This is a genomic window from Exiguobacterium sp. s39, from assembly GCF_018618925.1.
GTDB lineage: Bacteria > Bacillota > Bacilli > Exiguobacteriales > Exiguobacteriaceae > Exiguobacterium_A > Exiguobacterium_A abrahamii.
Genome location: NZ_JACSNA010000001.1, coordinates 578,604 through 592,725, shown reverse-complemented (window position 1 = coordinate 592,725; position 14,122 = coordinate 578,604). Strand labels below are relative to the sequence as shown.

General features: G+C 50.2%; 14 protein-coding genes. 4 read left to right on the top strand and 10 right to left on the bottom strand.

What is annotated here, in order from left to right; all coding sequences use genetic code 11:
* Nucleotides 1-20 precede the first annotated feature (20 nt).
* Both KNQ11_RS03000 and KNQ11_RS02995 read right to left on the bottom strand, forming a co-directional pair.
* A complete protein-coding gene (locus KNQ11_RS03000) occupies nucleotides 21-455 on the bottom strand; it encodes a hypothetical protein (protein WP_231681706.1) in 435 nt (144 codons plus the stop codon).
* A gap of 135 nt (nucleotides 456-590) precedes the next feature.
* Nucleotides 591-1,265, bottom strand: a complete 675-nt coding sequence (locus KNQ11_RS02995) for a CPBP family intramembrane glutamic endopeptidase (RefSeq protein WP_214769475.1) — start codon at nucleotides 1,263-1,265, stop codon at nucleotides 591-593.
* A 107-nt stretch (nucleotides 1,266-1,372) separates the two neighbouring features.
* On the opposite strand from KNQ11_RS02995, the gene KNQ11_RS02990 reads away from it, so the two are divergent.
* From KNQ11_RS02990 to KNQ11_RS02980, 3 genes are all read left to right on the top strand, one after another.
* Nucleotides 1,373-2,056 carry a lytic transglycosylase domain-containing protein gene (locus KNQ11_RS02990; protein ID WP_214769473.1) on the top strand — a complete coding sequence of 228 codons (684 nt, stop codon included), beginning with the start codon at nucleotides 1,373-1,375 and terminating at the stop codon, nucleotides 2,054-2,056.
* 15 nt (nucleotides 2,057-2,071) lie between these two features.
* Nucleotides 2,072-2,653, top strand: coding sequence for a DUF1643 domain-containing protein (locus tag KNQ11_RS02985; protein WP_035397944.1), 582 nt, complete (start codon nucleotides 2,072-2,074; stop codon nucleotides 2,651-2,653).
* 111 nt (nucleotides 2,654-2,764) lie between these two features.
* Entirely contained in the window at nucleotides 2,765-3,565 is an 801-nt protein-coding gene (locus KNQ11_RS02980) for an SMI1/KNR4 family protein (RefSeq protein ID WP_214769470.1), read from the top strand.
* Nucleotides 3,566-3,640: 75 nt separating this feature from the next.
* Here the strand turns inward: KNQ11_RS02980 and KNQ11_RS02975 are convergent, their stop codons facing one another.
* From KNQ11_RS02975 to KNQ11_RS02940, 8 genes are all read right to left on the bottom strand, one after another.
* Nucleotides 3,641-6,016, bottom strand: a complete 2,376-nt coding sequence (locus tag KNQ11_RS02975) for a glycoside hydrolase family 31 protein (RefSeq protein WP_214769468.1) — start codon at nucleotides 6,014-6,016, stop codon at nucleotides 3,641-3,643.
* Between the two features lie 153 nt (nucleotides 6,017-6,169).
* Nucleotides 6,170-7,693, bottom strand: a complete 1,524-nt coding sequence (locus KNQ11_RS02970; RefSeq protein ID WP_050677052.1) for a cardiolipin synthase — start codon at nucleotides 7,691-7,693, stop codon at nucleotides 6,170-6,172.
* Nucleotides 7,694-7,804: 111 nt separating this feature from the next.
* On the bottom strand, nucleotides 7,805-8,926 hold the full coding sequence (locus tag KNQ11_RS02965; RefSeq protein ID WP_214771851.1) for a GTP-binding protein: 1,122 nt from the start codon (nucleotides 8,924-8,926) through the stop codon (nucleotides 7,805-7,807).
* Between the two features lie 476 nt (nucleotides 8,927-9,402).
* The gene (locus KNQ11_RS02960; RefSeq protein WP_214769466.1) at nucleotides 9,403-10,287 is read right to left on the bottom strand and encodes an alpha/beta fold hydrolase; all 885 of its coding nucleotides are present in this window, start codon (nucleotides 10,285-10,287) and stop codon (nucleotides 9,403-9,405) included.
* 19 nt (nucleotides 10,288-10,306) lie between these two features.
* Entirely contained in the window at nucleotides 10,307-10,753 is a 447-nt protein-coding gene (locus tag KNQ11_RS02955; RefSeq protein WP_214769463.1) for a DinB family protein, read from the bottom strand.
* Nucleotides 10,746-11,264, bottom strand: a complete 519-nt coding sequence (locus KNQ11_RS02950; protein WP_214769460.1) for a GrpB family protein — start codon at nucleotides 11,262-11,264, stop codon at nucleotides 10,746-10,748. Before KNQ11_RS02950 ends, KNQ11_RS02955 begins: the two co-directional genes overlap by 8 nt.
* A 90-nt stretch (nucleotides 11,265-11,354) precedes the next feature.
* Nucleotides 11,355-12,092: an acetoacetate decarboxylase gene (locus KNQ11_RS02945; RefSeq protein WP_214769458.1), complete on the bottom strand. Its 738-nt coding sequence runs from the start codon at nucleotides 12,090-12,092 to the stop codon at nucleotides 11,355-11,357.
* 13 nt (nucleotides 12,093-12,105) lie between these two features.
* Nucleotides 12,106-13,125: a ketopantoate reductase family protein gene (locus KNQ11_RS02940; RefSeq protein ID WP_214769456.1), complete on the bottom strand. Its 1,020-nt coding sequence runs from the start codon at nucleotides 13,123-13,125 to the stop codon at nucleotides 12,106-12,108.
* A 101-nt stretch (nucleotides 13,126-13,226) separates the two neighbouring features.
* Between KNQ11_RS02940 and KNQ11_RS02935 the strand changes: the two genes are divergently transcribed.
* On the top strand, nucleotides 13,227-14,108 hold the full coding sequence (locus tag KNQ11_RS02935; RefSeq protein WP_214769454.1) for a LysR family transcriptional regulator: 882 nt from the start codon (nucleotides 13,227-13,229) through the stop codon (nucleotides 14,106-14,108).
* Nucleotides 14,109-14,122: the final 14 nt, after the last annotated feature.

Genomic DNA, 14,122 nt, shown 5'->3' with positions numbered 1-14,122 from the left:
CTGAACACGTGACTGGTGTTTCAATAAATATCAATCGTTGACTCCAGTGCCCGGCATGTCCGACGCACGGTCGGTAAGAAGTCGGTCCGTTTTGCGACACCGCCTTCAATCTGGACATGCTGAATGCCTTTCGTCCGCTGCATCGCTGTTAAGACGGTGACCAGCTCGATGAACCAATTCGAGATCAGTTCGACGACCTGTTCGTCAAAAGCGGCAGCGCCATACACATCATACCCGTTCTCGCAGAGATGGTTCGGGAAGCGGGCTTTGAACCGATGAATCAAAGTGTCCGTCGTCGGAATCAAAAATTCGTCATAGACGACACGTTGTTCGGCATCAAGCGTTTGTTCTGTCACACCATCCATCATTAAATGTGGCTGATTGCCGATATTCAATGTCCAACTCGTCTTCTTTCGCTCGCCAGTGGAAGTGATCGTTCGCATGGTTTCATCCATCTCCTTTTGATGTGTAAGCGTTTACCTTCTCATTCTACCTGTCATTTGACTAGTTCTGCAACCGTCAACTTGACCAATTTAAACGATGACTTCGCTTGACATTCAGTCTACCAAATTCAACGCTTTTTGACGATGTCAGGAATTAACATCGTCCTTGTAAACGTAGACGGCAACGAGATCGATCAAGACATGGATGATGATCAGCGGCCAGAGTGTCTCGAGCGCTAGATACAAGTAGCCGAATCCCGCTCCGATCAGTCCTGTCACGAGAATCGCGAACCACCCTTGATAACGATGGGCAATCCCGAACAGGATGGCACCGATCCAGACGAAGCTGACTTCAGAGAACGGTAAAAATAATCCAAGCGTATGGAAGAGAAACCCGCGATAGATCAACTCTTCCGTCACCCCTGCCATCAGCGCGACCATTTGGAACCCGGTTCGCTCCTCTTTTGTTCGCGGCAGAATCAGTCGTTCCGCCTCACTTTGATAGAGCGGCAACAAACGTTTCCGAAACGCTGGAACGGTCGCTGTCAAAAGCAAGACGATACAGAGAAAGACGATCAGTCCGATCGTCGCGTACCAGATTGGTCCACTTGGGACAAAAAACGTCAAGCCGATTTCCGGTAACAGCGTACCGCTGACCAGCGTTCCACCGACGAGCAACAGACATAAGATACCGCTCGACTGGACCATCGAGGGGTAGAATTCCTTGCGTGGGACGATCGTCAAATCGACCGGACGGACCGCTGCGATGATTGAAAGGACGACGAGCAATCCGAGTAAAAATCCATTTACGAAGAGATACATGACTTCGACTCCTTTTTTGATTCCACACTCCCGTCACAGAAAGTGCTATTAGACCCTACTAAAATATGATACCATTCAGTGGAATCCTATACAGAGGAGAGAACAATATGCGAAAAGTTTTTCGAATCAGCATCTTGTTCGTACTGTTCGCCCTCATCGTCAGTAGCTTCATCTACTGGCAAAATCGGGAACGTGTTCAAAATGAAATGTATCGTACGTATTATGGACAGCATGGCGTACCTGCCGAGAACATCGACATCTACGAACAAGCCGCGGCACGTTACGGCATCGACTGGAAGCTACTCGCCTCCATCCATCGCGTCGAGACGATCTTCTCAAACTCGTCAGCGATGCAATCGTCCGTTGGCGCCATCGGTCCATTCCAATTCATGCCGAAAACATGGGTCGGTTGGGGATACGAAGGTGGCACATCGCTCGGTGACATCGAGCACGACGGCATCGACGTGACGGACCCGGAAGCCATCGAGAAATATGGTGGTCTCGGAGTCGACGCGGACGGCGACGGGAAAGCCGATCCGACGAGTCTCGTCGACAGCGCCCACACGGCAGCGAAATACCTGAAACAACACGATGTCGAAGAGACATCCGACCGAGACACGCTCGCGACAGCACTGTTTGAATACAATCGCAGTGAACAATATGTTTCTGACGTGCTCACCCAATATGATCGTTACCAGCAACACGTCGAGGCGATCGATGCGAACGACCTCGACCTCAAGAAGAAGACACTCGCATTCTTCCTTCGCATCAGCTCACGTTTGACCAATTAAAAGGAGGCACCACCCATGACACCAGCCGATTCTTCCGAACTCTTGATTGAGGAATCGTCGATCCGCGTCCAAACGACGTTTGATCGAGACAAGACGAAACGCTATTTACGCAGCTACATCTTTGACGACATCGCAGAAGGTACGCACGTCGCCGCTTTAATCTACACACCACGGACGACGGACGCCTTTCTCTCTGGAACGACGACACAACGTGCGTACAATTTGATGAAGAAGTATGTCAGTGACCCCGTCAAACAATATGACATCATCAGTTTGATGCCGGACCTGCTCGTCAGCGAGGATCTGCCGTTCGCGCAAGCGAGCTTCGATGAGACGAACTATGAGTTCGTCGCGAAGACGCTTGCTGAGGTCAAAGCGAAAAATGGCGTCGTCCTCTGTGGCTGGGGATCGCCTGGTCGACTGATGCACCATTTACCGGCTTACGAGGATCTATTCAATGAATATGCCGACATCTTGTACTGCTCCGGCATCACGAACAAAGGCGAACCGAACCATCTGCGCTTGACGATGGACGATAGCCCGATGATCACGTACAACGACATGAAACAAAAAGCGAAAAAATTGCGTCGTAAATGACGCAATGGACCCTTCCATAACGGAAAGGGTCTTTTTTTGAAACATTTTCCATCAGCTTCGCGTATAATCAAGGTCTACATACTACATAGCAAGGAAGGTGAAGGTCATACGATGCCATTTTGGGATAAAGAGTTACAAGAAGAAACGATGATTTCAGTCAAAGAAACAGACATTAAACGAATCGAGGAAGCCGTCAACGGTTCACTCCCCGTCCGTTACCTCGAACAAATCCGGGAACAAAACGGTGGTGCCCCAGAAGCAATGGCCGTGATGGTCGAGTTCAAGAATACATGGTCGGACGAAGAAAGCGGATTGCACCTCCCACTCCGTTCCATGACGTCATTGACATTCGAACGGTATCTAGACGAATTGTCAGTCCTCCGGGAATGGGATGTCGAAGGAAACGTCATGATGTTCGCGGAAGGAGAAGGTAGCTATTTTTGGTACTTCCACTTCACGGATGCCGCCGAGCCGACTGTCTGGTGCCTCGATATTTCGGATGAGACCACCTATTTCGTCGCGGCGACCTATGACGAATGGTTAACGAAGCTGAGCAGCGATGTTCCGGAAGTCGTCATGCCGGATGTCGTATTTCTGACGTTACCTGAAATCAAGGACATTCTCCGTGGAGATGACGAAAATGAAAAACTCCTCGCCTACTCCCACTGGATGATTCTCGATGAAGAACAGGAAGAACTGATCGAAGCGTTCATGACACTGATCGAACGAAACGATCAGCCTGATTTCCTCGACTCCTACGCGTATTACCTCATGGAAGTCTTGACGAACAACCCGGAGTTATTAGAACAGAAACGAGATGACGTCACAGCCTTGATCCTCAGTAAAGGTGACGATCTCGATGCAGAAGACTTACTATCTTGGATGGATGAAGAGGTAGACGAAGAGTTCTGACCTCAATCAAAAAGCCAGTATTCCTCGTCCATACGGATGACGAATACTGGCTTTTTCGCATACCTATCCAATCATTTAAGACAACATCAACTCAAGTAGACAGTCGACGAGATCCTTCTCGAGTTCGAGTGCTTGCAACTGGTGCATCATGTTGACCGGGTCGAGCTTTTGTGACAATAGACGGTACAAACGATCCTTCAAATCATAGCTGATTTCCGCTTGGTCGAGAAATGCATACAACCGGTCCATCTTGTTCTCGTTCGTCGAGATCTCGACTTGGAGCGACAACGTGATCGTATCGGTCACTTCACCCAGTTCAACGCGAAGGGACTGCGTCGCATGATCATAGACGCCGGTGACACTCTCTCCGTTGCGCTGAACGTATCCTTCACGGACTCCACGTAAGATCAACGTAATCGAGCGGTTTTCGGGTAGCAAGTCACGGTGTCCGGTTGGTGCCGCGATCGTCAACTCACGTGCTTCCCAGTCGAGCGCAAACGTCGTCTCGACGTTGACACCGTCGCGGTGCGCGACACCTGTGCTATCGTCTTCGAACAACGTAAACCGGTTCGATGCTCCCGGGAAGACGACGACTTCGAGATCGTCCGGATTATGCAGGGCATTCGACTGTTCGAGATGACGACCGAGTGGAACGATCGCACCGGCTTTTGCGAGTACGCCTTGGTCTTCGAGATAACGGAACAGACGGATCTGCTTGCCGCCGCGGTATCGGTGCCCATTAAAGAAATCGAACCATTCCCCTTCCGGCAACCACGCTGTCGTCGCCGTCATGTGCAGTTTCCGGTGCATTGGTGTGACCATCGGCGCGACGATCAGTTCCGTTCCGAAGTAGAACTGGTTCGGGACATTGTATGCTTGATCGTCTTCCGGATGCTCATAATACATCGGTGAGACGAGTGGCAAGCCGTCAAAGTGATTGCGGGCATTCATCGTGTAGATGTACGGCACGAGTTGGTGTCGGAGTCGTAAATAGTTCTTCATGACGTTCGCCGCATCGGTCGAATAACGCCATGGTTCTTTCCCGTTGAAGATGCTCATCGTACTGTGCAGGCGCATGATCGGACTAAAGACACCGTACTGGAGCCAACGTGTCGATAACTCGTCATCCTTCTCTCCCCGTTGGTGACCCCCGATGTCATGGCTCCACCATCCATAACCGATGTTCGACGCCGTCGCCGTGAAATACGGCTGGAATTGGAGCGATGCCCACGAGATGATTGTATCGCCTGAGAAACCGACCGGATAACGATGACTTCCGGGACCCGCATAACGCGAGAAGATTAACGGTCGATTGCCGTCGCGAGCGATATCGAGCGCATGATAATGATTGAGCATCCAGAGCGGATCAAGCCCTTTCATCTTCGAATTCGCGCCCTGCTGCCAGTCGATCCACCAGAAGTCGACTCCATCTGCCTCGTGCGGATGATGCAGCTTCGTAAAGTAGTTCTCGATGAACGTCCGGTCCGAGAAATCAAACGGGATCCGGACATCCGATTCGGGATCGACGCCCATCGCGACCGCCATCGCCTCGTAGGCTTCTTCAAACCCACGCACACCGTCCGCCGGGTGCAAGTTGAGCGTGACCATCCGGTCGTCATCCTTCAACCATTGTAAGAATCCGCGTGGATCCGGGAATAGATCACGGTTCCACGTATAGCCCGTCCAGCCACTTCCGTAGCGTTCCGGGATATCGGTGACGTGCCAGTCCATATCGATGACACTGACCGAGAACGGAATGTCTTCCGTCTTGAAGCGCGTCATCAAATCCTTGTATTCCTTCTCACTATAACGCCAGTAGCGACTCCACCAGTTACCGAGTACCTGACGTGGTAACATCGGTGTCGGTCCTGTCAGGTGGTAGAAGTCACGCAGTGCCTGTTTGTAGTCGTGACCGTATCCGAAGTAATAGATGTCATGCGTACCGGAGCGTCGCGGTTCGACGAAGTGGTCTTCCGTCAGGACGAAAGCGTTCGAGTCGTCGATCGCCGCGTATCCTTGTCGTGAAAGAATCCCTTCTTCGAGTGGGATGACGCCGTCCGCATGGTCAAGCGTCCGTGCCGTTCCTTTTAACGTCCGGAGCGGTCCGCCGAACGTATAGCGGCTGTAGTAGGTACTGAAGTTCCCTAAGACATCGACATAGAGTGTGTTCGCAGCGAACGGTCCCTTCGTATAATGCAGATGGACGTGCTCGGTGATGATTTGCAATTCTTCCTCGTTTTCGACGATGCGGTAAGCAGGTACCGGAAAATCACGATTGAAGACCGTTTGGGTCGGTCGATCCTCGAACTGTCCATCCGCCGCGTACTCGAGTCGAATCATGCGACTCGTCAAGACCGTGAAACGGTAGACATCTCCTTGGATGATGGCGTCTGGTCGTGCTTGTGGTTTCATGTCGCGCGTGTAGAAATGGGATTCATCAATTGTTCGCATACGGGTTCGGGACTTACGCCCCTTTCACTTCCTTCCAGGCTAAGTAGTGTGCAACCGATTACACATCTAGTGTATAAGAGTTCATGTTCCCACTTCAAGGAAGAATGAACCAAAAAAACGTCCCGCACCTGAAAATCGATGCGGAACGTTGCGTCATAATAAGGGTGAAATCAAGCGCGAGAGCGACTCAAAAATGCGGAAGCGGAGCGGACGTTTGACGTAATCATTCGATGATAACTGAATCGAGACATCAAAATCAGCGATGAAGTCACGCTCGAGCTGTTCCGTACTTTCTGTGTCATACAGGAACGCCATCAGTTCATAGTTAAGGACAAAACTGCGAATATCCATGTTTGCCGTTCCGACGGCACCAATCTTCCCGTCAACGAGAAACAGTTTCGCATGGATGAAGTGACGGTTGTACGTGTAAATCTTGACGCCGTCCTTCAGAAGTGGTCCGAAGTAGGACCGGGTCCCGTAATAAGACGTAAAACTATCGCCTTTACCCGGTGTCAGGATGCGAACGTCGAGTCCGGCACGTGCCGCGAGTCGGAGTAGCGTCATCGTCTCATTGTCCGGAATCAAGTACGGTGTCGCAATCCAGATCGAACGTTGCGCTGCGATGATCGCGGCAATCAACGCATTGCGAATCGCCGGGTCCTTTGAGGTCGGTCCGCTCGTGACGATTTGAATCGCCCCGTCTGACGCCACATCATGTTTCGGGAAGTACTGGTGGATTGACTCATCCCCCGCAAACGTCTCCCATGTGTCATCCGATTCGATTTGGGCATAGATCCAGTCGTCGAGGAACGTCGCTTGTAATTCTTTGACGGCACGTCCTTCGAGCCGCAAATGCGTATCACGCCAAAACCCGAACTTCTTACTCTTGCCGTCGTACTCATCCCCTACGTTCAATCCGCCGGTGAAGCCAACTTTTCCATCAACGACGACGATTTTCCGGTGATTGCGGAAGTTCGCCGTGAAGATGAACAAGGGACTCGAGATTGGATCATAGGCTGCGATATGCGCTCCAGCGTCGCGTAGCGGGCGCAGGAAGTTCTCACCGAGCATATAGCTTCCAAGTCCGTCATACATGAACCGCACCGTTACTCCGGCTTCGAGTCGCTCGATCAACGCTTCACGGATTGCCTTGCCTGTCTCATCGTTCCGATAAATGTAGTACTGGATGTGGACATGATGCTGTGCTTGACGAATCGCGTCAAGAATCGCTGGGAACGTCTCTTCCCCGTTCGTCAGGATGTCACTTGCTGTATGAACGTCCACCCCGCCACCACCGAAGTTACGAATCGTGTTCGCAAGCTTCAAGTGATTCGGTGGCAACTCACTGACAGCAAGCGACCGAACTGGACGAATCGCTTGCTTGAGCAATTTCCGTTCGTCATGCGAACGACGATTCCGGCGCCGACGCCGTGGATTCCGACCGAACATCAACCAGATGATGACTCCGAGAATTGGTAAGAAAATCAGAACGAGGAACCAAGCGATCGTTGATTCTGCTGTCCGGTTTTCGATGAAAATGATCATGATGACGGCGAGCGGCACGACCGTCGCTGAAATCGTTAAGACATAAAATAAATAGCCGAGTTGATATAGTCCCCAAATGATTCCACCGGCGACTAAAAATACGAGTGCGAATTGTAAAATCCGGTTGCGCACAGATTTTCCTCCTTCAATTAACATACCTTCACTAGTATTCTTTCCCCATTCACTATGAAAATATAACAAAAAAGAGAAACCGCAGATACGGTTTCTCGAAAGATTGACCTATTATAAAAATGTTTCTTCGTACATCTCGCGACCAGGAATTGGATCATTCAGTGACGCCCAGTCCGTTTCGTGTTCTTTGACGAGACACGCATCGAATAGCGCTTCGAGCTTCTCTTGTTCTAGTCCGATGCCGATCAAGACGAGTTCGGTCCGTCGATCCTCATCTGATGCAAAACGACCAGCGTATTCCATGTTCGACGCATATCCTGCCTGATGGAACAGCAATGCCATCTCGGGACGTGTCGCAAGGAACAAGAATCCCTTCGCCCGGACGACTTCTTGCGGCCAGTCTTCGATCAAGGCAAGCAAACGCTCCGGGTGGAACGGCACGTCGCGCTTGTAGACGAACGAGCTGATCCCATACTCTTCCGTTTCCGGAATATGTTCTTCCGCATTCAACTCACGAATCCAACCAGCACTCGCTGCCGCTTGTTCAAAATCAAATAAATCAACATCTAAGATGTCTGCCGGATCGACTTGACCATACGTCGTCTCGATCAAACGGGCAACTGGATTTAATGCCTTTAGATAACCGATGACGGTATGGCGCTCTTCCGGTGTCAGACGATCAACTTTGTTCAAGACGATGATGTCCGCGAACTCGACTTGATCGACGAGTAGGTCGACGACTTCGCGCACGTCTGTCTCATCGACTGCCTGTTTCCGCTCAATCAACGATTCACCGGATTCAAAGTCCTTCAGGAAGCGATACCCATCGATGACCGTGACCATCGCATTGATTTTCGTGACTTGTGATAAGTCGATTGCACTGTCCGGATCTTCGTACGTGAAAGTCTGGGCGACCGGAATCGGTTCCGAGATACCACTCGATTCGATGACGATACCGTCAATATCGCCTTGGTCGACGAGGCGTTTGACTTCAAGCAAAAGATCATCGCGTAACGTGCAGCAAATGCACCCGTTCGAAAGTGTGACGAACGACTCTTCCGTTCGCGAGAATCCGCCTTGCTCAATCAATGCCGCGTCAATGTTGACCTCACTCATGTCGTTGACGATGATCGCGAGGCGGCGCCCTTCGCGATTATGTAGTAAATGGTTCAATAGAGTCGTTTTACCGGATCCCAAGTAACCGGATAAAACGGTGATCGATATCGGTTGCATCATCATTCATCTCCTAAAACGTAATCGTTACGTTTTATAGAGTAACCGACTTTTTACCTGACGTCAATCGTAATGATTTCGATTTATTTTGTTCCCTAAAAAAGCCGATAAGCATCGACTCAAGGAGTAGACCAGGCTGACTCCAAAAAAATGACGCATCTTCTCACGCCCTTTCCTCAGGTGAGACACAAGCCAGTTTTCCTGCTTCCTTCAAGCAGGAAAGCGGGTCTTGTTTGTCTCTGACAGCGCATAATGCGCTTTTTCCTGTAGGAGTGGCGTGTGACGCGTCATTCTTTGTAGATACTGGCTTTAGAGTCAGCTCCGTCAGATATTCCGAAGCACAAGAAAAGAAACTTTTTTTCGCTCGGAATCTCTTCTTAGGGAAATACAAGCAGGAGCGACCCTGCAACGAAGTGAAGCGGCGCGATGCTTGTCCCAGGAAAACGATTCGAGTGAAACGAAAAAGCGTAACCTTACTACTGAATTTGAATCGGTAAATCCCATGTCACCCCGATCAAATCCGTGATCCGTTCCGCTGCCTCATGCGAAAAACCAGCAATCGTGTAATGGTTCGTATCCGCAATCACATGATACATCCCATTCGGTAAACTATCGGCGAACGCAGCGTGAGCCGAATTGATTTGTTCGGTCAATGCCGGATTCAACCAACTTTCCGGCATACCGCCTGCCCAGTTCGAAGCAGACAGAACGAGGACCGGCTGTGTCACGTCTTCAAGCAACGAAAGAATCAGCTGATTGTTCTCCTCGACCGTTTGCCATTCGTCGAGCGTCCCCCGCCAATGTCCAGGTGCCGCAAAATGCCGCCACATCGGTAATTGATCGGCTTCCGGTAAGACACTGAACATCTTTTTGCCGAGACGATCAGGAATCATCCAGGCGATCGGGCGGACGTGACTAAGGAAATAGAGGAATCGATTCCACTCCTCTTGTGTTCGTTCGTACCAGTTCGGTAATGCTGCGTCGACATCTGGATGCGACGGATCGAGCAAGACGATGCCGCGTGTCTCGTCTGCAAACAATCGTCCACTCGCGAGCGAGATATAAGCGCCGAGTGAGTGCCCGATGAAGACATACGGTCCTTTGACACGAAGCATCCGTAAGACGTCCGCCAACTCTTCTGCTTGATGTGTAAAGAGTCGTTTGTTTTTACCACGACTTGACCGACCATACCCGAGACGCGAATATTCAAAGACACGTCCCCGCTTCAACAATTCGGTCCGTAGCCAGCCCCACTGGTGTCGATTCGACATCATCCCGTGATCAAGGACGAATGTGACGTTCCCACTTCCTGTCAGCCGGGTATCAAAGCGACCGGCTGATGTTTCAACGATATATTCCATACACTACCCCTACTTCCATTCATTCAAATAACGAGATCTCTAGCTCGTATCCAAGGATGTTCAAATAATCAAACAGCTGAGACCGATGATGATAGAGATGCACGGCTGCTTCGATTGCCCAGCCGTTCATCGAGTCGGTAACGCCCCAGTACGTCGGACGCGTCGTAAATCCGGTCGTGACTTTCTTCTGATAGATAGAAAACGCACGATTGATTCGTTCATTTAACTGATCGCGCGGGACCGGTTCCGCATAAAACGCCTGCATCGCTTCAGCCGTCGCCCCTTCTGCGATCATCAAATCGGCTTCAAGTAACACAGCGAGATGGACAGCGACTTCACCGACGGTCCGTTTCCCGGGGATTGGTTGTGCGTCCCAGTCCTGCGCCTCGATTTTCTCAAACAACGCTTTCGACGTCTTTACACCAACGCCGACATGGCGGATGAGGGCATGTTCCCAGTCAGTCATGCGAATTCCCCCAAGCGATTGCGCGGTGTTCGAGTTCCTTGACGAACGCATCCTTTCCGACGATATAGGCTTCGATATCAAGCGGATATGTCGTTGCTAATTGTTCCTTTAATGCTCCGTAAGCAGTGGCTTCTTCTGGATGCGCACGCAAATAGTCCCGAAAGACGAGATGACGCTTTATTTCTGGATTTCCCGCCGCATAGAGATGGATGTGATGCGTCCGTTCGTCGCCGCCTTTTCGATAATAGCGACGCCCCGGCATCCCGAATTCACCCTTCGCCTCGTAACCGAGCGCTTCCATTTGTGCGTCAAACTGCTCGATTCCCTCGAGCGTATCGACGACGGGTAAGATATCGATGATCGGTTTTGCTGCGAGTCCCGGAACTGATGTACTCCCCATATGATGGATCTGCTTAAGACGTGATCCGAACACCTCTCGTAAACGGTCCGCTTCTCGCGTATATGCACTCGCCCATTCTGATTGATACGGTAACACATTGACTTGTCGCATGGTCGTTTCCCCCTCTCAATTCAGTATGCCAGTTTTTGGGGTAAAACAAAACGACCATCCATTTTGGAGGTCGTTGATGTTAGAGAGTCGTTAATCCGTTAAATAATCATACAGTTTCGCAGGTCCACCAAGTCGAAGATCAGCGATGATATGCTGGGCATCGACGATCTTCCGAATAGGGAAGTCAGCGAGTGGTGCCATGACATGTTCGAATAACTGAAGTCGCGCCGGTCCACGATATGCTTCTTTAATCTCAAGATCCGTGATTTGACTCCGCGTCAGTTCGGAGATAATCAACTCGCCTTGATAACCGCGATGTTGTTTGAGCATGAATTGCGGCGCACCGATGATTGATTGTGCTTCTTCAACTGCCATCGGAATATACTTGTATCCCATCGTCGCTTGAACGACACGGAGTGAATGGTAGTCAAGCGTTCCAACGAGTACATCATTATCGAGATAAAGCCGGGGTGAGCCATACTTCTTCGGAAAAGCAGCCACTTCACGACCAGAGGCGATCGCCGGCTGATTGTTGACATACATCGAGAGGTAAAACTCACCGACCTCTCCTTGATACCGAACCGGAATGACTTGCCCGCACTCGAGATAACTCCCAAGACCCGTGCTATCCGGCATGTTGATGATCTCAAACTTGATCTGATTACTCAGCACCTCGAGCGGTTCCGGAACGACTGCTTGTAAGGCTTCGATGTCCGTCTCATAGATGATGTTCAAGTATTCCCGATTCCGAAAGAAGATATCGACCGCCGGAAAGACCGGTGCATTGATCGGTGTCGCGACGATATTTTTTACATCTTCCTGTCTCATCTGAATCCCTCCTTCATGCGTTTAACAATGCGGCAAAGCGTGCGACACTTGTTTCAAAATTTGGAACCGTCTTCGCTTTTTGCGCTTCTTCGACGATTTCTTGAATGAGTGAGTTGAACGGCGTTTTGATATCGTACGTGTTGCCGTACATCGTGACGATCCCATTAATGAAACGAATTTCGGTCGGTTGCCCTTTTTGTAGGTCCTGCAACATGCTCGCTTCTAAGTCACGCGACCCGTACATCAATTGTGGCACGGTGATCAATTTTTCATCGATATCGTCTAGTGTTGCGTAGGCTGCCGGCTCAAACGTACTCATCGGCGCGAATATGATGCCGTGGGCGTGACCGACTTCAACGACTTCCTGCATCGTATGGATCGCTGCCCGTAACAAGACCGGATGATCGAGAACGTCTCCATACGTACCGTTACACGCAGCGGATAACCCACTGAACGTACTATTGATGACGAGTTTTGACCATTTCGTTCCCGGTAGATTATCAGAGATTTCCGTCCCACCGATGTGATCAAGGATTTCCTTCAAGTGAATGATTCGGTCCGTCTTCTTGCCGTCCAGTTCACCGATTTGCATCGCATACGTCTTGAAGTGCTCGTAATCCGATGTCAGACGTGACTCACCTGGTCCGACGTATGTCGCTCCGAACTCGACGGATCCCGCAATGATACGTTCGCGTGGAATCTGTTGTTGAATGAATTCTTCTGGTACACCGTTTTGTAAGGAGACGAGAATACCGTCTTCCTTCAAGATCGTCCGGACTTTCGCCAGGACCGGTTCATTGTAGACCTGTTTCGTCAGCAACAATACGATATCGTACATCTCCGTGATGTCATCCGGATGCATCGCATGGACGGCTTGCGTCAAATCTGGTCCAATGACATGCGCGCCTGTTGTGTTTAGCGCTTCGATATGTGCGCGATTCGTATCGATCAGATCGACACCCGCATACTGTTGACTCAAATAAGCTCCCATGATGGTTCCTAGTGATCCTGCTCCGTAAATTCCGATTTTCATATCTATCACCTCTGGTATTTACGATATACTGGTTTCATCATAAACAGAAATATATATATTTATATATTTTAATAACCTATAGGTTATGTTAGGAGGATATCATGGAACTCTTACATTTGAATTATTTTCGTCACGTCGCGGAGGAATTGAACGTGACGCGTGCTGCCGAACGATTATTCATCAGCCAACCCGCCCTCAGTGCGACGATCAAAAAACTAGAACGTGAATTGAACACGACGTTGTTTCATCGAAAAGGCAGAACGATCAGCTTGACCGACAATGGACGACTTCTGCTGCAATCAGTCGAAAAAATCGAACACGAGCTGACACGGGTCCAGGAACGCATGGCGCGAAATGATGCCTCTACCGAAACGCCACTTAGTCTTGCCAGTTCGCATGGTCGCTTCATCCAATTGATTTTACGGGAATTTCTCCTACCGCAGACGGCACCTTTGTTCAACTCGGACATCCTCTCAAATCGCGACATTTTAAGCGGTCTGCTCCATCAAGAATTCCATTTCTCGATTAGCTTCATGGAACTCAAGCATCCGCTCATTACGAGCGAACCGATCGTAGAAGAGGATATCGTCATCACCTATCCTGCTTCCTATTCAGAGAAAGAAGCGATTACAGCGCTCTATGCGGATGCAACGGAAACTGCCTTTTTGTTTCCCTCCCACAATAAGGACTACAACCGCTTCATCCAATTGAAGATGGCGGAACTAAACATCTATGCCGATACCTCGCACTATATTGATGACGTCTCACTGCAACTCGCCTTACGCCAGCAACGGTATTTCAGCTTCGTTCCCGTCTCCGTCTGTCGCGAGATGGGACTTCCCTTCATCACAGACGATGTGTTTACCATTACGTCACGACTCTACATGTCGCACGCGACGAATCAATTAACAGTCGAGCAAGCAACCATCTACGAACGCATTAAACGATTTCTACTCTCACAACGCACATATCTAGCCAAATAGAAACGGATGCCTGC